The organism is Exiguobacterium sp. A1_3_1, assembly GCF_048985645.1.
GTDB lineage: Bacteria > Bacillota > Bacilli > Exiguobacteriales > Exiguobacteriaceae > Exiguobacterium_A > Exiguobacterium_A indicum.
The window spans coordinates 1-20,253 of sequence record NZ_WBYY01000045.1; the positions used below are offsets into that span (position 1 = coordinate 1).

Consider the following 20,253-nt stretch of genomic DNA (forward strand, 5'->3'; position numbering starts at 1 on the left):
GATGTGTATAAGAGACAGAGATAATATCGTGACGCAGCTTCAAAAACAATATGAAATCAAACGAAAAGTCATTTCGGCCTTAATCTATCCGGCGGTCGTCTCGCTTGTCGCGATCGGCGTCGTTGTCTTCCTGATGATGAATGTCGTACCGACGTTCGCTTCGATTTTTGATCAGTTAGGCAGTGAGTTGCCTTTGATTACGAAACTCGTCGTCGCTGTCTCCGACTTTTTTGTCGCCTATTGGTGGGTATTACTATTAATTGCGTTTGGTTTGATCGGACTGTTGTATTTTAACCTCAAGAATGAGCGACAGCGTCTCTTTTTTGACCGTTTCTTGTTAATGATTCCAGTCTTCGGACCGCTGATTCAAAAATCACAAATCGCGCTGATGACACGTGGTCTATCTGTATTGCTCAATGCGTCAGTACCAATTTTAGCTTCACTTGATATTACTGAACGAATCGTTACGAATCGGATCATTCGTAAAGGGATTGCTGGTGCGAACGAAGCGATGTCGCGCGGTATTCCGATGCACGAACCTTTGGAGCGAAATAAATATTTCCCACCGCTCGTCACGCAGATGATTGCGATCGGGGAAGAATCGGGTCGGCTCGACTCGATGTTGACGGAAGTCGCGAACTTCTACGAAACCGAAGTTGAAACGACGACGGATCGTTTGAAATCGATCATCGAACCATTGTTGATTGTTGTTTTAGCCGCAATCGTTGGTGTCATCGTCATCGCTGTCGTCGTACCGATGTTTAAGATTTACTCCGATATTCAAGGAAGTTGACAATTGTAAAAACATTTACCTGTTGTTAAAAAAAGACATAAACTACAAAAAATGTGGTGCTACTATAATAGTATTCGTTTGGCTAGTAAGTCTTACTAACCAAGAACAGTAAAAAAGCACTAGGGAGGCATAATGAAATGATCGAACGTTTAAAAGAAATCTGGTTAGATGCAAAACAAATGCGCGATGAGCGCGGACTGACATTGATCGAGTTACTCGTCGTCGTCGTTATCTTAGGTATCATCGCAGCAATCGCTGTCGTCGCAATCGGTGGATTGATTGAGAACTCACGTAAGGATGCACAAGTAGCGAATGCAAAACAATTAATTTCGTCAGCGAAATTATATGTTTCAGCTGAACCGATTAAAGAAAATACAAATACAACTGTATATTATGTCGGTGACCCAGCTACAACTGATGGTAATGTACTTAGCAAATACATTGATGAATTAAATGATCCAATGAATGATGATGCAGCGTTTAAATCTGCTAGTGTAAAGGTTACGAATACTTCTGGTAAGCTTACATATGCTGTCACGTTGGTCTCAACGGATGCTACTGCAGTTACGTACTTTAACGAAGATAGCTCACCAAAGCGAGCCGATTTAGCTGGAAAGTAACCCCCCACCTCGGGGGTTTTTTTCTGAACTTTTTTGAAAGGGAGGTCGTGTCATGACGATCGTCTTCACGGTATATTTTTTCTTGTTAGGTTTGTTGATCACATCGTTTACGAATGTCGTCGGTTTGCGTGTTCCGGTCGGGGAGTCAATCGTTCATCCACGTTCCCATTGTCCGACCTGTGGACATGTGCTTGGACCACTCGAACTGACGCCAGTACTCGGATATGTAGTACTCGGTGGGAAGTGTCGTTCTTGTGGACAGGCGATTTCAATCAAGTATCCAGCGCTTGAACTACTCGGTGGAATGCTCTATGCGTATGCCTTTTGGCAGTTCGGTTGGTCGATGGAACTTGCGTTGACACTCACTCTAACTAGTCTCTTGTTTATTCTTACGATGTCTGATCTTGCCTATATGCTCATACCGAATAAAATTTTACTGTTCTTTTTACCAATTGCTTTGATTGTGCGCTACCTTTCTCCACTTGAAAACTGGTATAATCCAATTATTGGAGGAATTGTCGGATTCGTTCTATTGTTCGTCATTTTTCTTGCATCACGACGCGGTATGGGAGCAGGAGATGTCAAGCTCTTCGGTTTACTCGGGATTTTCCTTGGACCGCTTCACGTCGTCATCGCGTTGTTTGTTTCAGCATTTGTTGGTTCAGTGATCGGGCTGACGCTACTCGGAACGGGACGCGTCAGACGAAAACAACCGATACCATTCGTTCCCTCCATTGCGATCGGGACATTACTTACATATTATTTTGCGGATGATTGGGTGTCGTGGTACCTCGATTTACTGCTTTAAGAAAGGAAGAACGTACATATGACGCAACGGCGTAAAGGTACATATGTTTATTTTAATTTTACGGACGTCGCTATTTTTGGTGCGGTTGTCAAAAAAGGGGTCTTGAAACGACGTGCTGTCGTATCTCTTCCAGCAGGTACGTTACAGGGTGGATGGCTTCAACCGGAAGCGTCGCTCGATCTGATTTTTGATAGTCTATTGACGAAGTTGAAAGTTCCTCGCGGATCCAAAGCCGTTCTTGCGCTGGATGGTTCACTCGTCCTTGCACGGAAACTCGATATTCCGGAGACGATTGCGACGAATCAGATTCGGGGTTATTTATTCATGGAGATTGGTCATAGCATTGTCCTTCCTTTTGAAGAACCGTACTTCGACTACACTGTCCTTGAAGATGGTGAAAAACGTGAAATCATGCTGTATGCGGCACCGAATGAAGCACTGAAACAATATACGCAATTGTTTAAACAAAAGCATCTTCGATTAGTGGCAGCGGAGCCGCAACCACTGTCTACCTACTTTGGTCTTGAAGCGCATTATCCAGCAGCAGATACCGATACGCTACTGATTTGGAATGCGAACGCGACGAACCATCAATTGATTATCATCGAAGATCGTGTACCACGCCTGATTCGCTCAGTGGATACGTTTTCGGCAGATGCTTGGGATGTAGACGTGATCGAGGATCAATTGCATTATCGCTATCGATCAGATGATCAGACAGTCGAACTCGTCTTAGATGAAATGCTGTTAGAATTTTCGCGTGTGCTAGACTTTTACCGCTTCTCGCTCGCTCGAGAAAGCCGCGAAATCAAGACGGTTGTCCTTGCGGGAGACTTCCCGTTTCGAGATGAATTAGCGACACGATTCCGAACGAACTTTGATCTTCAGCTAGATGAAGTACCGGACATGATGACGATCGATAGTCAATCGGTTCCACGCATTTACTTACCGATCGTCGGTCTAGCCACTGCGCGACCAGATCGTATCAATCTTTTACCGGAAAGTGACGAGGCACCGAAATATCCGCTTGTCGCTTCGCTGATTTTATTATTATTTGGTGGATTGATTGGTGGTTATTTATATTGGCAAACGGATCAGTTCGCTAACCGAGTGGAATCCGTAGACGATCAGATTCAAATCGTCCGACAATTACAATCCGAATCCGATCAGTCGTCTAAACAAGAAGTCGTTCAATTGAAACAGACGGTCGAGTCGCTAGAAGAAGCACCTAAGCCAGCTGTTCCAACACTTGAGCGAATCACACGTTACTTACCGGAACGCGGATACATTCTTCAGTACGCATATGGAGCGGATGATACCGTTGCTATGACGGCTCAGTTTGAGACACTCGATGAGCTGAATGATTTTTACCGAGAGTTGCTGACCGATAAAGTGTTCTCCGGTACGACACTGGCAAGCGTTACGACAAAAACGATGAATGAAAAAACAGATGTCGTGACAACGACAACGGTTGATCCGGCGACCGGTCAAGAGATTCCAACGACGGAAATTACTCCGAATGATGACACGAAGACAGAAGAACCGCGATATATCGGTCAGTTTTCTATGGATGTCAATCCTGAGGAGGTTGTTAAGGGAGAGACCAATGAGGCAGACCCGGCAGTACCGAAAGAAGATAAGCCATCTGAGCCAGAAATTGAAGGGGACGGTCAAACACCGGATGATCCTTCAGGAGAAGTCATCTCGACAGAAGTTGAGGAGGTGCCTGAAAATTGAAGCGATATAGCAGTTACCTCCTTCTCTTTTTATCAATTCTCATCGTTTTAGGTGGCATTGGGTATTTTGGATATACGACGTATATGACACATCAAACCTTGCAACAAAAAGAGGCGACACTCAAACGAGAGCAAATGGCGTTAGAGCAAGCAAAAGCAAATGAGCAAAAAGTGGACGTGGCAGAATCGAGTTTCCTACAACAAAAAGTTCCGGTGACGGCATCGAATGATGATGTTATCGATGCGATCAACGCAGCAAGTCAGATTGCTGGAGTAAAAGTGCAGTCGATTACTTTCGGTCAGTCGACAGAGACTACACCACAATCTCCCGTAACGTCCACACCGGCTGTTGACGGAGCGATGGCGACCGAGTCTGAACAAGCGACAACGCCTACAGCGACTACTCCCGCAGCAAATGCGACACCGTTACCAGCTTCTTTGACGATTGAAGCACCGTCATATCTTGAATTGATGGCCTTCTTGAAACAAATTGAGCGAACAGATCGCATTACGATTCTTCGCCAGATTCAGTTGACTGGTCCAGAAGAACAAGGACCTGGCGGTGGCGCAATTCAATTGGAAAACGAAATGCTATCTTTCACAGTCGAAATTGAATCGTATTACCGTCCGGATTTAACGAAGTTGACGCCTGATAAACAGACGCCGCTTAAAGAAAAAACACCAAAGTCAGATCCATTTGTCGATGTGACAGGAAATTAAGATGAGTTTGGCGGTTCCTACTCTGTTAGGGACCGCTTGTTTTTTGTTAGACTAAACGATGACTCGAATTATCCGATTCGAAATTAACGGGAAAGAACGTGATACTAATGGTAACGCAACCACACTTGATCCTTGCCTCGGCTTCACCACGCCGGACGGAACTTCTAAAGCAAATTGGAATCCCTCACGAAGTCGTACCTGCGAATGTCGTCGAAGAGGCACCATTTCCGATGTCACCGCATGAGTACGTCCGTTATCTATCGCAAAAGAAAGCGCGAGCGATTACGATAGACGGCGTCATTTTGGCTGCGGATACGCTCGTCGCGATTGATGACATGATTCTTGAGAAGCCAGCAGATAGTTCTGAGGCACGGGCGATGCTTGCGCGTCTGTCAGGACGCGCTCATGAAGTCGTGACAGGCGTGACGATTCGCTTTGGTGAAAAGGAGGAGACGTTCGACGTGACGACACACGTTCGTTTTGGTGCATTGTTAAACGAGTGGATCGAAGGGTATATCGCGACGAACGAGCCTTACGATAAAGCGGGTGGCTATGGTATCCAAGCGATGGGAGGGCTATTCGTCGAGGCGATTGAGGGCGATTATTATAATGTCGTTGGATTGCCCATACACGAGATCACGAAACGTCTCGCGTCGTTTAAAATCAAGCCGATGTTTGCGTAATTCTGAAACAGAGAGGTCGGATGCTGTGATTGAATGGCCGAAGGACATGGTTCAGTTGAAAGGCTTGGCACATGCGACGACAGTCGAACTGCTCGCGTGTCTTGTCCGAAGTGGGACACGAGACCGGACCCCGCTTGAAATCGCGGAAGAATTACTGCATATCTATCCTTCGCTGATCGAACTCGAAGCGGCTGGAGTCGGAGGACTCGAAAAAGCACCAGGGGTCGGAAAGGCGAAGGCATTACAAATCATGGCGGGACTAGAACTGGGTCGTCGTCTCGTCACGGAACCGAAGTGGGTGCGACCAACGATTCGTTCACCGGAAGACGCAGCGGAGCTGTTGTTAGAAGAGATGCGTCTTTATCAACAAGAACACTTCATCTGTCTGTATTTGAATACGAAAAATGAGGTCGTTTCGAAAAAAACGTTATTCATTGGAGGATTGAACACGTCGATCGTCCACCCGCGTGACGTCTTCCGGGAAGCGATTCGTTGTTCGGCTGCGAATTTCATCGCTGTGCATAATCATCCGTCGGGTGATCCGACACCGAGTCGAGAGGATATCGAGGTATCAGAGCGGCTCGTTGAGGCAGGACGGCTCATTGGAATCAGTTGTCTTGACCACATCATCATCGGGCACGGACAATTTATTAGTATGAAACAGCGCGGATTTATGTAAGAATAACGTCTGAAGGGAAAGTTTCGTTTCTTTCCATCAGACGTTTTTTTGTGTGTTTTCTAAGGCGAACTGTAAACAAGCTGTAACGTTTTAACGCTTTCCAATGAAGGCTTTTCCGTTATAATTAGTGAAGTGTATTCTCAGAGAGGGGTTTTTTGAATAATGTTTGGATCATTCAGCCGTGAAATCGGCATTGACTTAGGTACGGCTAACACGCTCGTGTATGTAAAGGGGCAAGGAATCGTCGTCCGCGAACCGTCCGTCGTCGCTTTTCGTACGGATACAGGAAAAATTGAAGCGGTCGGTAACGCAGCGAAAAACATGATCGGTCGTACGCCGGGTAACGTGACAGCACGACGCCCGATGAAAGACGGGGTTATCGCGGATTATGAAACAACCGCTACGATGATCAAATACTTCATGGATCAAGCTTCGAAGAAAAAAGGTTTGTTCTCTTCAAAAACAAACGTCATGATCTGTGTACCAAGTGGGATCACATCGGTCGAAAAACGTGCGGTTGAAGATGCAGCGAAACTTGCGGGAGCGCGTGAAGCGTACACGATTGAAGAACCATTTGCAGCAGCAATCGGTGCAGGTCTTCCGGTTTCAGAACCAACAGGCTCGATGGTCGTTGATATCGGTGGTGGTACGACGGAAGTTGCTGTTATCTCACTCGGTGGTATCGTCACGAGTCAATCGATTCGTGTCGGTGGAGACGAGATGGATGAATCCATCATTCGTTACATCAAGTCGAAGTACAACCTGATGATCGGGGAGCGGACAGCTGAGACGTTGAAAATGACAATCGGTTACGCACGCATCGATGAAGAATCAGAAAATGAAACGATGGAGATCCGTGGACGCGATCTCGTGACAGGTCTTCCAAAACAGATTGAAGTCACAAGTGCCGAAATTTGTGATGCACTTTCAGATACGGTCGATGCGATTCTTGCGGGTGTCAAGCACACGCTTGAGCAGACACCTCCTGAATTATCAGCAGACGTCATGGACCGCGGTATCGTTCTGACTGGCGGTGGGGCTCTCTTAAAGAACCTCGATGCTGTCATCGAAGACGAAACACGTATTTTGACACTCGTTGCAGAAAATGCACTCGATTGTGTCGCAATCGGTACAGGAAAATCACTCGAGATGATGAATGTCCTTCGTTCGAAATCAGGCATCTCGCAAAAAAGATAAGGATGGGATGAGCGATGAAGCGATTTTTAAACAATCGAAAACTGCTCATCACACTCCTTAGTTTTCTCCTTTTGGTGATTTTGATCGGCATTTCGCTGCAAGGGCGTAACCAATCCCACTGGTATCAAAGCTTCGTGCGTGATACCGCGGGCGTCGGTCAACGCCTTTTCGCGACACCGATTGGCTGGATTGATGATACGGTCACTTCGATTAGAGAAGTGCGTGACGTTTACAAAGAGAACGAACACTTGAAATCACGATTGAATGACTATGCTGGTAATGCGGTCAAAGTCCGTGATCTTGAGCGTGAGAATAAAGAATTGAAGGATATGCTCGACCTGAACGGATCGATCCGCGACTACAAGTTGTTACCGGCAGAGATGATTGGTCGGACGGCATCTGAATGGCAACGGTTCGTGACGATCAACATCGGTGAACAAAAGGGTGTCAAGGCGAACATGGCCGTTGTAACAGCAGACGGACTAATTGGTCGCGTCATCCAAGCGAGCGCCTATACGTCTCTCGTACAGTTGATGTCGGATACGAGTCGGACGAATAACGTCTCGGCAACGGCTGACGATACGAAGGGAAAAGGTGTTTTCGGTACGATCGAGGGGTTTGATGAAGAAACGAAATTACTCAAGTTCACGAAAATTCCGAACGACGCGAAGCTGAAAAAAGGGCAGACCGTCACGACGTCAGGTCTTGGTGGAAAGTATCCGAGTGGGATCGTCATCGGAAAAATCACGGAAGTGAAATCCGATCAGTATGGGGCTTCAAAAATCGCATACGTCAAACCGGCAGCAGACTTCGAACAGTTCGGTCATGTCTTCGTGATTGAACGCGAAGCGAAGGAACCTTTCGCTGAGACCGATAAGGGAGGGGACACTCGTGAATAACGTTAAGTTGTTTTTCGCCGTGTTCCTTCTTTTCATCTTGGAAGGAACGCTGTTCGCAGGACCTCTCGGAGATGGATCGCCGTATGTCATTCATGCGACATTGATCGGTTTGATGTTCCTTGGTCGATATGGAAAACTCGAACAGGCACTCGGATTCGGACTCGTCTTCGGATTGTTGTATGATTTCGTCTATTCGGATATCATCGGCATTTACTTATTTGCGTTATCCGCCATTCCGCTTTTTAGTAGCTTCGTGCTAAAATATGTAAAGGAGAACGTATTAACGATTCTTGTCACGTTCACGTTCAGTGCCATTTTGTATGAACTCGATATATATTTCTTCACGGCTTCGGTCGTTGGTGTCGGGGTATCCTTCCAGGAACTCGCGACACAGATCATTCCAAGGAGTCTGGTTGCGCAGTTGATCGGGATCATCATCCTGTATTATCCGATGACCCGACTCGTGCAGTCGACCCTTGACGAGAAAAGAGGATGAGTCATGATTGAGCGTAAACGTTATGTAACGATGAAAGGTCATCGTGGTGGCCTCGCCGTCTATGTGAATGAAAGGTGCAGTGTGGATGAATTTCTTGACGATTTAGAGTTGACGCTTGCGGACAAATCCGTCGAGAACGGACGCGCCGTACCGATCACCTTCTTCTTCGGTCGACGTTATGTCGATGAAGGGGTGTTGACGGCCGTCGAATCTATCGTCGCGCGACATGATTCCTTCTCTTTCAAAGGTTATGACAGTGAGTGCATCACGAAGGACGAGGCAAAAGCTTTGTACGGAGAGCGAACGTTCCACTATTTCGGTGGCACGGCACGCAGTGGGCACGTATTAGACGTCGAAGGCTCGATCGTCATCATCGGAGATATCAATCCGGGGGCGGTCGTTCATGCGACAGGAAGTATCTATTGTCTCGGTGCGTTACGGGGGACCGTTCATGCGGGGAAAGGTGGCAATACGGAAGCCGTCATCGCGGCGAGCGTGTTGCAACCGAAGTGGATTGCGGTCGCTGGCACCGTCCATGAGGAACCGGAGGACGCACCGATTCCTGCTCTCGATATGGGTTGTGCATTTTTAGGTGAAGACGGGGTCGAATTCTCCCGCCTTCAAACCGTTCCGCTCGCGCGGATGGATCAGTTTGCGATTGATAGTGAAAGAGGGTGACGGATATGGAACAAGTGAAAGAACAGGTACATATGGAGGCGAAGACGAATATGGGACGCGCCATCGTCGTCACATCCGGTAAAGGCGGTGTCGGTAAGACAACGACGACTGCGAACATTGGAACAGCACTTGCATTGATGGGACATTCGGTTTGTCTCGTCGATACGGATATCGGGTTACGCAATCTGGATATCGTGCTTGGTCTCGATAACCGGAGTATCTATAACATCGTTGACGTCGTGACGGGGCAATGTAAGTTGCACCAAGCGCTCGTCCGCGATAAACGTTTTGAAGAGATGTATCTGTTGCCTGCTGCTCAATCAAAGGATAAGTCCTCCGTCACACCCGAACAGGTGAAGGCAATCATCGATACACTGAAACTTGAATACGACTTTGTTTTGATTGACTGCCCTGCCGGAATCGAACAAGGCTTCATGAATGCAATCGCCGGAGCCGATGAAGCCGTCGTCGTGACGACACCGGAAAAAGCAGCCGTTCAGGATGCGGACCGGATCATCGGGATGCTCGAGCGCTCAGAACGTAACATCGTTCCGAAACTCGTCATTAACCGCGTGCGTTCACACATGATGGCATCGGGGGATATGCTCGACATCGATGAGATCATGCGTATTCTTTCGATCGACCTCCTGGGTCTGATCATCGATGATGAAGAAGTCATCGCCGCTTCCCACCGTGGTGTGCCTGTGACGATGAATCCGGATAATCGGGCTGGACTCGGATACCGAAACATCGCCCGCCGAATTCTTGGAGAATCCGTGCCACTGCTTGATTTAAATGAACAACCGCAAAAAGGCTTCTTCGTCAAATTGAAGAAGATGCTTGGGATGAAATAAGAATGGGAAATTAGACTAGGACGACATCGTCGCGCCTAGTCTAATTTTTTTGGAGGGATCAGTATGCGATGGATTAGTGAACAGACCGCTTCGCTTGAACGATTAGCATTGGTCGAAGGCGGTCGATTGATTGAATATCATGAACGGATGCGTGACGAGATCCGGGTCGGCACATTCGTCTATGCCAAGGTCGACCGGTTGCATCCGACGCTCGGGGCAGCCTTTTTGATCGCGACTGACGGTACACCGCTTTATTTACCGCTGAATGAGACGGTGGAAGCACTTCGCCGCTATCCGGACGTACCGACGATTGGACAAGCCGTCCAGGTCGGACAGACGTTACTTGTCCAGGTCGTCAAGGAAGGGGTCGCACCAAAACAACACAAGGTGACGCAGAATATCACCTATGGTGGACGTTATCTTGTCTATTTTCCATACGGTCGCCGCATCCGTTTCAGTCGGAAGCTGGATCTCGTCGTTCAGCGTCAACTGGCGGAGCAATTAACGACAACAGAAGAAGAAGGAATTCTTTACCGAACGGAAGCAGCGAAAGCATCAATCGATGAATTGAAACAAGAGCTGCAGTCATTACGGACACGTCACAAAGAACTTTTGCAGGCGCCGCGTCTTGAACAAGATGAGGCACTGATCGTCCAAGAAGCGAAACGACTTCCACACGTTACTGATGCACTCGTCATGACGCGTCCGGAAAAGGAACGACTCGAATTGCTTGGTCTGTCCGTCGAACGCTCGCTACGAAAAGGACGCTTACCCGAGATGGAAGCAATCGATGGCGCAATCGATAAAGCGATGCAACGGGTCGTCTGGCTTGACGGAGGAGCGTATCTCTTGATTGAAGAGGTCGAGACGATGACTGTCATCGACGTCAACAGTGGGAAGACGATCTCCGTCAAGGAACAAAAGCGGACGTTTGATCAAATCAATGAAGCGGCTGCTGTCGAAGTCATGCGGCAATTGCGGTTACGCAACATCAGCGGGATGATTGCGATCGATTTCCTGCGTGGTTCAAGTAAGGGGCAGACACGGGTGACCCAGCTCCTCAAAGAGCGCGCGGCACTCGAGACGAAACAAATCGAAGTCTATGGGTTTACGAAGATGGGTTTATGCGAACTGACACGACAACGTCACGGGAAATCGCTACAGGAACGCTCGCAGGAATCCGGACAGTGGACGCGATTGAGTGTCTATCGCTTGATTGAACCGAAGTTACTTGAGATTGCGACCTATGCGGAAGCAGCCGTGATTCGCGCACCACGGCATCTGTTGCAGGACGAATTCATCTCTCGTCAACCGCTCGAAGTCCATGTGCTCGAAGGCGATCCAGCGGTCCTGTTCACCGGGTCGTCACAGGACTGTCTCGATTTCATCAAACGATCGGAATAATCCTTCAGAACAGCATTGACAAGGTAGAAGAACGTTTGGTATTCTGAATAACGTTAGTTCGTTTGGAAGCACCCAAATGACTACAACCGCACAGACCGGGTTTTAAAGCATTCGCTGCCCGTGATGGCGAGTCTGAGTTCCTAAGAGGAGGTGCACGTAATGTACGCAATTATCAAAACTGGTGGTAAACAAGTCAAAGTTGAAGCTGGCCAAGAAATCTACGTTGAGAAATTAAACGCAGACGTCGACAGCACAGTTGAATTTGGTGAAGTATTGATCCTTGGTGGTGACGATGTTAAAGTCGGCGCTCCACTCGTAGAAGGTGCGAAGGTCGTAGCAACGGTCATCAAACACGCTCGCGCGAAAAAGATCACTGTCTTCAAAATGAAAGCGAAAAAGAACTACCGTCGTAAGCAAGGTCACCGTCAACCTTACACGAAGGTCCGCATCGAGAAAATCGAAGCGTAAGCCATGATACGTGTCAAGATTCGACGAGATGAAGCGGAACTCGTCCGCTCCATCGAAGTGACAGGACATGCCGAGTTTGCAGAACCAGGTCTCGACCTTGTCTGTGCCGGCGTCTCGTCGGTGATCTTCGGGGCATACAATGCCATAGAAGCATTACTCGGGCAGGTCCTGCTCCTTGAAATGGCAGAACAACAAGAGGGTGGCTACTTTTATGTAGAACCGTACGCTGACTTAGCACCGGATGTCAGTGAGCGCACCCAATTGTTACTGGAAGCGACTTTGGTCCAACTTGGTACCATCGCTGAAAGTTACGGTGAGTTTATCCAACTTGAACAAGTATAGGAGGTGGATTCCACATGTTGAAACTTAATCTTCAGTTCTTCGCATCGAAAAAAGGGGTAGGTTCGACAAAGAACGGTCGTGACTCGCAATCGAAACGCCTTGGGGCGAAACGTGCAGACGGTCAAACTGTTTCTGCTGGTTCAATCCTCTACCGTCAACGCGGTACGAAGATTCACCCAGGTATGAACGTCGGACGTGGTGGCGATGATACACTTTTCGCAACTGCAACTGGTGTCGTTCGTTTCGAACGTCTCGGACGCGACAAGAAACAAGTCAGCGTTTACCCAGCATAAGGATCGACGAAGCAGACTCTAGCCACTTTCGAGGGTTAGGGTCTGTTTTTTTTAGGAGGGAACGACCGATGGAGGAACAGCAGGTACTTGATCTTTTAAAGACTCTTCGTCACGAGTGGTTGAACCGGATACAACTCGTCCGTTCGTATGGCGCGATCGGAGACGAACAAGCAGTCGAGTCGATCTGTTCGGCGTACCGGGAGCAAGCATCTCGGGAAGGACGTCTAGCGCGAATCGGATTGCCGAAAACCGCACTGGCGTTACTGCAAGCTGAATGGTCAGGCAAAACTGTGACGTATGATGTCATCGGAGCACCCCACATGGAAGATGAGCGGCTGAAGCAACTCGTCGAAGCAGCCATCGCCATGATTGATGTAGGAGTAGGTGAAGTATCCGTGACCTTCCACGAGGGCGTGACCATCGAGATCTATCGGGATCTACTAGATATGTCGCGCCTTGAGGATCTAGTGACGCCGATGGAAATCGAGTCGCAGACGGAAAATGAGTGTGTGATTGAGATTGAAAGTCTTCCGTTTGAGGAAGAGAAGTAAGAGGAGGGATCCGACATGTTTGTCGATCAGGTAAATATTTATGTAAAAGCAGGTGACGGAGGACGTGGGCAAGTAGCGTTCCGTCGCGAGAAATATGTTCCGGACGGCGGTCCTGCTGGCGGTGACGGTGGTCACGGGGCACACGTCGTCCTTGAAGTTGACGAAGGACTTCGGACATTGATGGACTTCCGTTACAAACGTCACTTTAAAGCGGTTCAAGGTGAAAACGGCATGTCAAAAGGGATGCACGGTCGTAAAGCCGAGCATCTAATCGTCAAGGTTCCACCGGGCACAGTCGTCTACGATGACGATACGAATGCGGTCATCGCTGACCTCGTCCATCACGGACAACAAGCGATCGTCGCAAAAGGTGGACGTGGCGGTCGTGGGAATACACGTTTTGCGACACCAGCCAACCCAGCACCTGAGCACGCTGAAAACGGTGAGCCAGGAGAAGAGAAGTACTTGAAGCTTGAGCTGAAGATGCTAGCAGACGTCGGTCTCGTCGGTTTCCCGAGCGTCGGAAAATCAACGATGTTATCGGTCGTTTCAGCAGCACGTCCGAAAATCGGCGCATATCACTTCACGACGATCACACCGAACATCGGTGTCGTCGAAACGGAAGATAGCCGTAGTTTCGTCATGGCTGACTTGCCAGGATTGATCGAAGGCGCAAGTGAAGGGGTCGGACTCGGTCACCAGTTCCTCCGTCACGTCGAGCGGACGAAAGTCATCGTCCACGTCATCGACATGAGTGGGATGGAAGGTCGCGATCCAATCGAAGACTACAACATCATCAATAAAGAACTCGCGGACTATAATCTGCGCTTAACAGAACGTCCGCAAGTCGTCGTCGCGAATAAGATGGACATGCCAGATGCGGCAGAACATCTTGAAGCCTTCAAGGAAGCTTTCCCAGAGCTTGAAGTATTCGAGATTTCAGCAGCAACACGTCAAGGGTTACGCGATCTGTTATTCCGAATCGCTGACCTCGTCGATGCGACACCAGAATTCGGTCTTGAGGAACTCGAAGAGAAAACAGCGACACCACGTGTCGTCTACGGTTACGAAGCACCAGAAGCTGGCTTTACGATTTCGAAAGATGAAGACGATTGCTTCGTCATCAAAGGACCACGCATTGAAAAACTCTTCACTATGACGAACTTCATGCGTGAAGAATCGATTAAACGTTTCGCTCGGACACTGCGTCAAATGGGTGTCGACGAAGAGTTGCGTCGTCTTGGTGCGATCGACGGCGACGTCGTTCGAATCCGCGATTTCGAGTTCGAATTCGTCGAGTCATCATTCTAAGCGGTTCATTCCATTAGGAAACGGAGTGTGAAAGCATCGTGGACCCATTGCCCATGATTTCAGTCGTTTGGTTAATTCCGATTCTCGTCTTATCCGCATTCTTTTCCTCAGCCGAGACGGCACTCGCGAGTGTCAACCGGTTGCGGTTGTTGCACCAATCGGAAGCAGGGGACGCGCGTGCGTCCCGTGTGTTTCGCTTACTTCAACGCTACGAAGAGACACTGACGTCGATTTTGATTGGGAATACGATCGTCAACGTCGCCTTTATCTTATTTGGTGGCTGGTGGATCATCCAGTTCGTCGAGACGATCGCAACACAAACCGTTACCTTTCTTGCGCTATTTTTCCTGTTGCTGTTGTTCGGAGAATTGATACCGAAGTCGTATGCTCGTGAACATACGGAACGTTACGTGTTATTGATCGGACGTCCACTGCGTTTCTTCTTACTGTGCTTTCGACCGCTCGTTTTCCTGTTACTCCGCTTACGCCAATTGGCGCTACAATTGATTGGGGCTGATCCGAAAGGACCGCTCGTGACCGAACAGGAACTCAAGGCACTCGTCGATATTAGTCAGGAAGAAGGGATCATGGGGCTTGCAGAGGCTGAACTCGTTCATCAAGCAGTTGATTTTCAACATGCGACGGTCGAAGATGCGCTGACGCCACGGATGGATATTCAAGCGATCGATATTGATGCGCGGCTCGAAGACATCATTGCAGAAGTCCAAAAGGGTGGCTATTCTCGTCTACCGGTCTATAAAGATTCGATTGATCACGTCATTGGTGTATTATCGGAGCGGGACTTTCTGCGTGCATACGTGAAGAACGGCTCCGTTGATATCCGAGAATGGATTCGACCGGTATCGTTCGTCGTACCACAGACGCGATTGATGGATTTATTACCGGAACTCAAAGTCAAGCAGTCCCACATGGCAGTTGTCCTTGATGAATTCGGAGGGACGGCAGGTCTGATCACCCTTGAGGATATTTTAGAAGAAATCGTCGGGGAGATTTGGGATGAACACGATGAATCGTTGGAATATACGAAACGGATTGGTCCAGAGCAATACGAATGTCTAGCGGAGTATGACATTGAAGACTTCTGTCAGCAATTTCAATTGACAATGCCGGACACCGATGCCCAGTCACTTGGGGGATGGATCATGGAGGAGAGCGGTCAATTGCCAGACGTCGGAACGGCGATGCGTTATGAAAGTGTCACGTTGACCGTCTTGCATATCGAAAACCGACGCGTCCGCAAAGTCTTAGCAACGTTCGATCCTCCTGCTACGATGCCGGAGACACGACTTGAACCGATTGAACGATAAAAAAACCGCTTATTCCTTAGGAATAGGCGGTTTTTTGATGTTCAGACATCGAGTTCCGAAACGAGAATTCCGAGACGATCGAGTTTAGCGATAGCGGCTTCCAGTGCGTCTTCATGATCAGCCTCAAGCGTATGAATATGGACTCCGTCCGTCAGGCTCGAGAGTGGAGTGGCTTGCGTCTCATGTAACTTCTCTAGCAATACCCGGACATCCCGGCGGCTTTTTAGCATCAATTCTCCAGTGATGAAGCCGTAGACGGGATGTTCGATGATGACATCGCGGATGACGACCCCTTCGTCAACAATGGCGTCACACTCATCCTTTAATTGATCGATGCCGTGACGACAAACGATCTTGCGACGTAATTTCGATCCGTCGATTTCAGGATCATTGATTAAATAACCTCGAGCTGTCGCGATGACAGGATATCCTTTTGCCTTTAACAAAGATAAATCCTGCACGATCACTTGACGACTGACGCCTGCTTGTTTCGCCAGTGCCGTTCCCGTGACAGGTTGCTCACTTTCCTCAATCATACGAAGTAATGATTTCCGGCGTTCTTCTCCGGAGATGCGTTTCCCCATCATGTCTCCTACCTTTCTTCAGTGTCATGAGATCGTGTTCAACACATCAATGCACTGTTCGATTTCTTCGTTCGTCGTCTGTCTTCCAAAACTGAGTCGTATCAACCCGTGAGCCGCTGATTCGTCAAAGCCGATGGCACGTAATGTCGCATTCGGACCGTTTTCTCCAGCACGACAAGCACTACCAGCGGAAACCGCGATTCCAGCACGATTCAAGGCGAGCAATGCGTATTGACCATCCCGTTGCTTCGTATGGATGGCGCAGATGGAAGCGAGTTGCGTCGGCGACTCGATGATCGTGTAACGAGACGAAGACAATGTTTTTTTTAGCATACCACGAAATCGACGGCTTGAAGCTTGGATTCCTGGATTTTCGAAGCGAGACGCCTCACAGGCAGTGATGAAGGCGGCAATTCCTGGAACGTCCACTGTGCCTGGGCGGATTCCGAATTCGTGATGTCCCTCGTAATAAGGGCTGAAGAGCGGACGCCGCAAGTACAAAGCGCCCAATCCTTTTGGTCCATACACTTTATGACTACTCATCGTGTAGGCATCAAAAGCGTCGATGTTGATTGTATCTTTTAAAAATCCTTGGACACCATCGCAATGAAACAGAATCTCGCGCGATTGACAGTATGCTGCAATCCGTTCGACCGGAAAGCGAAAACCCGTATCCGAATTGACATGTTGAATCGAGACAACACCGATTTCATCCGTACAAGCTGCAACGAATTGTTCCCAATCGAACGTTCCGTCCGGTAATAAAGAAAGGTGTCGTGTTTCTTGTGCCCAGCGCGCAAGCGGAAGCAAGACCGAGTCGTGTTCACATCGAAGTGTCAAGACAACTGATTTGTTACTCTGTCGCATCAGATGGGTCAAAGCGATGTAGTTTGCTTCAGATCCACTCCCTGTAAAGATGACGGTTCCTTCTTGTTGAGCCAATTGTTGCATCAGATACTGACGGGCTCGTTCGAGTAAACGTTCAGCGTTGCCACCGATGTCATGAAGAGAAGAACTGTTGCCGTAGAACGACTGAGCGGCTTGTTGATAATGATCGAGTGCTTGTGGATGCAGCGGAGTCGTCGCTGCGTAATCGAGATAGATCATGAAAAAATCCTGTCCTTTCGTCTTGTCACTCAGCTAAAAGTATGCCAAACTTATTGTCAAGTCAATAGTAAACATTTAGATATAGAGGTGTAAAACATATGTCTTTACATAAAAGACTTGAGACGGATGTGTTGATCATTGGAACTGGGCTCGCCGCAATATCGGTCGCTCTGCATCTTCCACCCGGAACGGAAGCGTTGCTTGTCACAAAAGGCACGCGGTTTGAGACAAATTCCGTTCGAGCACAAGGTGGGATTGCTTCCGCTTATGCAGAAGTCAATCATCGTGGTCACTTTGAAGATACGTGCCAAGCAGCAAAAGGGCGTTTCAATCCGTCCGTCGTCGATTACGTCACTCGATCGGGAACCGAGGCGATGGAATTCTTGTTACGACAAGGCGTTCCATTCGATCAATCCGAGGGAGAGTTTTTGCTCGGTCGTGAAGGAGCGCATCGTTTGTCGCGGATTTATCACTGTGGCGGGGACGAGACTGGTAAACGGATCATGGAGACGTTGATGCCGCGAGTACCATTTCCGATTCTTGAGCAGACGTGTATCACGGAGTTGATTCAAGTCAACGGGCAGGTAGTAGGTGCAGTCGGATATAGCGAGGGAGGGCCAATCGAGATTGTGGCGCGCGCGACGATTCTTGCGACCGGTGGAGTGGGTGGATTATTCGCGGCGTCGACGAATGATCCTTTGATTCAAGGAGACGGGATTGCGCTCGCCTTTGAAGCGGGGGCGACGATTCGTGATCTCGGTTATATCCAGCATCATCCGACGGTACTCGTTCATGCTGGTCGTTCGGAAGGTTTGATCACGGAAGCACTACGAGGTGCAGGAGCGACGCTTGTAACGAAAAATGGTGACCGGATCATGGCGGATCATCCGATGCAAGATTTAGCAGCGCGAGATGAAGTCGCAAAACGAATCCATGAGGTGCGAAAATGTGAACCGGTCTATCTCGATACGTCAAACGTCGTCGACCGGACGAAACGGTTTCCAACGTTTGTTGAAAAATGTGAAAGTCTGAACATAAATCCGGATCTCGTTGAAATTGCACCAGGCATCCATTTCTTGATGGGTGGGATTGAAACGAATCTGACGGGGCAGACGCATGTCGAAGGACTTTACGCGGTCGGTGAGACGGCATCGATTGGACTACACGGTCGAAATCGTCTGGCGTCGAACTCGCTCCTTGAATGTGTTGTTATGGGGAAAGCAGTAGCAGAACAGCTCGAGTTGTTACCGAAACTTTCAGTAAAACAAGTGAAACGACGCCCGGGAACACTTCGTTCCGTAACCGACCGTCTATCGCAGGTCATTGGTGTTGAAATGGATGTGAAACAGATACAAGAATGTCTGGACACATTAAAAGGCTGGACATTAGACGAATCCGGACAGGAAGCGGAAGAAAATCGATTACGTCACGTAACGGCATGTCTATTGCTTGAAGGGGCGCGAAGTCGATTGACAGGAGAGGATGAGAACGTTGAACAAGTGGCAGTTACGGCAACAACTGGAGGCATTTTTAATCGAGGATATCGGACAGTGGGATATCACGAGTGAAGGATGTCTGACGGGACAAGAACGCGGGACTGGTCGTTTTCTAGCTAAGGAAGACGGTGTTTTTTGCGGAGTTGACATCATTCGGGAGATGGCGCATCTCTTACAAGTCGACGTGACGATTCATGTAGCGGAAGGGACGATCGTCACGCGAGGAACACTCCTTGCCGAGTGGTCGGGTTCGTTACAGGACATCTTAAGCGGAGAACGGGTCGCCTTGAACCTAGTGCAACGCTTATCCGGGATCGCGACGAAGACACGTCAAGCGGTCGAGGTAGCAGCAGGACGGATTCGGATCACGGATACACGAAAGACGACCCCAGGGTTACGAATGCTCGAAAAACACGCTGTTCGCGTCGGGGGTGGCTATAGTCATCGCGGACGACTCGATGACGCCGTCATGATCAAGGATAACCACATCACGGTCGCGGGATCGATCACAGAGGCGGTGGCGCGAGCAAAACGTGTCGCAGGTCATACAACACCGATTGAAGTCGAAGTCGAAACGGAAGCGGAAGTGCTAGAGGCAGTAGCTGCAAAAGTTGATATCATCATGCTCGATAACCGGACACCAGCAGAGATCAAACAGCTTCGGCAATTGATTCCACCGCATATCACGGTCGAGTTATCCGGCGGAATCACGATAGACACGTTATCAGACTTCGCTGATAGCGGAGCAGACGTCATCTCACTCGGGGCACTCACCCATTCAGCAACAGCGCTTGATATCAGTATGAAAATCGAAGGAGGAAAAAAAGATGTCATTTGACTTATTACGTCATGAGGGGATTCCGGCGTCGTACTTACAGCAATCGGAAACAGAATTAATTGCGATCATTGAAGGGGTCAAAGCACGGATGGGCAGTCGCTTGTTCTTACCTGCCCACCACTACCAAAAGGATGAAGTTGTCCAGTTCGCGGATGCGACGGGAGATTCGCTCCAGCTCGCGCAAGTCGCGAAGCAGATGACAGAAGCGGAATATACAGTCTTTTGTGGTGTCCACTTCATGGCAGAGACGGCAGACATGTTGACAGATGCGTCACATACGGTCGTTTTGCCTGACATGCGTGCTGGTTGTTCGATGGCGGATATGGCGAACGATACACAAACGGAGCGTGCTTTTACGACTGTCTCTT

Annotated in this window: 24 protein-coding genes and 1 other annotated feature; of the genes, 22 read left to right on the top strand and 2 right to left on the bottom strand. The window is 48.8% G+C overall.

The window, feature by feature from the left end:
- The 19 genes from F8N00_RS06785 to F8N00_RS06875 form a co-directional block, all read left to right on the top strand.
- Positions 1-793, top strand: a 793-nt coding sequence (locus F8N00_RS06785) for a type II secretion system F family protein (protein ID WP_421017955.1), incomplete at its 5' end; no start/stop codon positions are given.
- 137 nt (positions 794-930) lie between these two features.
- Positions 931-1,413, top strand: coding sequence for a prepilin-type N-terminal cleavage/methylation domain-containing protein (locus F8N00_RS06790; RefSeq protein WP_087681188.1), 483 nt, complete (start codon positions 931-933; stop codon positions 1,411-1,413).
- A 52-nt stretch (positions 1,414-1,465) separates the two neighbouring features.
- Positions 1,466-2,221: a prepilin peptidase gene (locus F8N00_RS06795; protein WP_255997794.1), complete on the top strand. Its 756-nt coding sequence runs from the start codon at positions 1,466-1,468 to the stop codon at positions 2,219-2,221.
- A gap of 18 nt (positions 2,222-2,239) precedes the next feature.
- Positions 2,240-3,958, top strand: coding sequence for a hypothetical protein (locus tag F8N00_RS06800; protein WP_058264753.1), 1,719 nt, complete (start codon positions 2,240-2,242; stop codon positions 3,956-3,958).
- The gene (locus F8N00_RS06805) at positions 3,955-4,677 is read left to right on the top strand and encodes a hypothetical protein (RefSeq protein ID WP_336448990.1); all 723 of its coding nucleotides are present in this window, start codon (positions 3,955-3,957) and stop codon (positions 4,675-4,677) included. Before F8N00_RS06800 ends, F8N00_RS06805 begins: the two co-directional genes overlap by 4 nt.
- 107 nt (positions 4,678-4,784) lie before the next feature.
- Entirely contained in the window at positions 4,785-5,360 is a 576-nt protein-coding gene (locus tag F8N00_RS06810; RefSeq protein ID WP_421017956.1) for a Maf family protein, read from the top strand.
- 46 nt (positions 5,361-5,406) lie between these two features.
- Positions 5,407-6,039 carry a RadC family protein gene (gene radC / locus F8N00_RS06815; RefSeq protein WP_421017962.1) on the top strand — a complete coding sequence of 211 codons (633 nt, stop codon included), beginning with the start codon at positions 5,407-5,409 and terminating at the stop codon, positions 6,037-6,039.
- A 162-nt stretch (positions 6,040-6,201) separates the two neighbouring features.
- Positions 6,202-7,236, top strand: a complete 1,035-nt coding sequence (locus F8N00_RS06820) for a rod shape-determining protein (RefSeq protein ID WP_023468951.1) — start codon at positions 6,202-6,204, stop codon at positions 7,234-7,236.
- Positions 7,237-7,250: 14 nt separating this feature from the next.
- Positions 7,251-8,135: a rod shape-determining protein MreC gene (gene mreC, locus F8N00_RS06825; RefSeq protein ID WP_023468950.1), complete on the top strand. Its 885-nt coding sequence runs from the start codon at positions 7,251-7,253 to the stop codon at positions 8,133-8,135.
- Positions 8,128-8,631: a rod shape-determining protein MreD gene (mreD, locus tag F8N00_RS06830; RefSeq protein ID WP_023468949.1), complete on the top strand. Its 504-nt coding sequence runs from the start codon at positions 8,128-8,130 to the stop codon at positions 8,629-8,631. The genes mreC and mreD overlap by 8 nt, the downstream gene beginning before the upstream one ends.
- Before the next feature lie 3 nt (positions 8,632-8,634).
- A complete protein-coding gene (locus F8N00_RS06835; protein WP_023468948.1) occupies positions 8,635-9,309 on the top strand; it encodes a septum site-determining protein MinC in 675 nt (224 codons plus the stop codon).
- A 50-nt stretch (positions 9,310-9,359) separates the two neighbouring features.
- A complete protein-coding gene (minD, locus tag F8N00_RS06840; RefSeq protein WP_029342255.1) occupies positions 9,360-10,163 on the top strand; it encodes a septum site-determining protein MinD in 804 nt (267 codons plus the stop codon).
- A 63-nt stretch (positions 10,164-10,226) separates the two neighbouring features.
- The gene (locus tag F8N00_RS06845) at positions 10,227-11,567 is read left to right on the top strand and encodes a ribonuclease E/G (RefSeq protein ID WP_421017957.1); all 1,341 of its coding nucleotides are present in this window, start codon (positions 10,227-10,229) and stop codon (positions 11,565-11,567) included.
- Positions 11,568-11,641: 74 nt separating this feature from the next.
- Positions 11,642-11,711: a sequence feature (ribosomal protein L21 leader region), on the top strand.
- A 15-nt stretch (positions 11,712-11,726) separates the two neighbouring features.
- A complete protein-coding gene (gene rplU, locus F8N00_RS06850; protein ID WP_012370978.1) occupies positions 11,727-12,035 on the top strand; it encodes a 50S ribosomal protein L21 in 309 nt (102 codons plus the stop codon).
- A 3-nt stretch (positions 12,036-12,038) separates the two neighbouring features.
- Complete coding sequence (locus F8N00_RS06855; protein WP_023468945.1) at positions 12,039-12,377, top strand: ribosomal-processing cysteine protease Prp; 339 nt, start codon at positions 12,039-12,041, stop codon at positions 12,375-12,377.
- Positions 12,378-12,391: 14 nt separating this feature from the next.
- Positions 12,392-12,670, top strand: a complete 279-nt coding sequence (rpmA, locus tag F8N00_RS06860) for a 50S ribosomal protein L27 (protein WP_012370976.1) — start codon at positions 12,392-12,394, stop codon at positions 12,668-12,670.
- 68 nt (positions 12,671-12,738) lie between these two features.
- Positions 12,739-13,221 (top strand): Spo0B domain-containing protein, encoded by a 483-nt coding sequence (locus tag F8N00_RS06865; RefSeq protein WP_023468944.1) that lies wholly within the window; start codon positions 12,739-12,741, stop codon positions 13,219-13,221.
- A 15-nt stretch (positions 13,222-13,236) separates the two neighbouring features.
- Positions 13,237-14,532, top strand: a complete 1,296-nt coding sequence (gene obgE / locus F8N00_RS06870) for a GTPase ObgE (protein WP_023468943.1) — start codon at positions 13,237-13,239, stop codon at positions 14,530-14,532.
- A gap of 38 nt (positions 14,533-14,570) precedes the next feature.
- Complete coding sequence (locus F8N00_RS06875) at positions 14,571-15,860, top strand: hemolysin family protein (protein WP_421017958.1); 1,290 nt, start codon at positions 14,571-14,573, stop codon at positions 15,858-15,860.
- Positions 15,861-15,901: 41 nt separating this feature from the next.
- Here the strand turns inward: F8N00_RS06875 and F8N00_RS06880 are convergent, their stop codons facing one another.
- Complete coding sequence (locus F8N00_RS06880) at positions 15,902-16,444, bottom strand: transcription repressor NadR (protein ID WP_023468941.1); 543 nt, start codon at positions 16,442-16,444, stop codon at positions 15,902-15,904.
- Positions 16,445-16,468: 24 nt separating this feature from the next.
- On the bottom strand, positions 16,469-17,551 hold the full coding sequence (locus F8N00_RS06885; RefSeq protein ID WP_421017959.1) for a cysteine desulfurase family protein: 1,083 nt from the start codon (positions 17,549-17,551) through the stop codon (positions 16,469-16,471).
- A 98-nt stretch (positions 17,552-17,649) separates the two neighbouring features.
- Here F8N00_RS06885 and F8N00_RS06890 point away from each other — a divergent pair, with 98 nt between their 5' ends.
- The 3 genes from F8N00_RS06890 to nadA all read left to right on the top strand — a co-directional run.
- Positions 17,650-19,119: an L-aspartate oxidase gene (locus F8N00_RS06890; protein WP_421017960.1), complete on the top strand. Its 1,470-nt coding sequence runs from the start codon at positions 17,650-17,652 to the stop codon at positions 19,117-19,119.
- Complete coding sequence (gene nadC / locus F8N00_RS06895) at positions 19,043-19,885, top strand: carboxylating nicotinate-nucleotide diphosphorylase (protein WP_023468938.1); 843 nt, start codon at positions 19,043-19,045, stop codon at positions 19,883-19,885. Before F8N00_RS06890 ends, nadC begins: the two co-directional genes overlap by 77 nt.
- Positions 19,875-20,253 (top strand): quinolinate synthase NadA (gene nadA / locus F8N00_RS06900; protein ID WP_421017961.1); only part of this gene is annotated, 379 nt, incomplete at its 3' end. The genes nadC and nadA, both read left to right, overlap by 11 nt.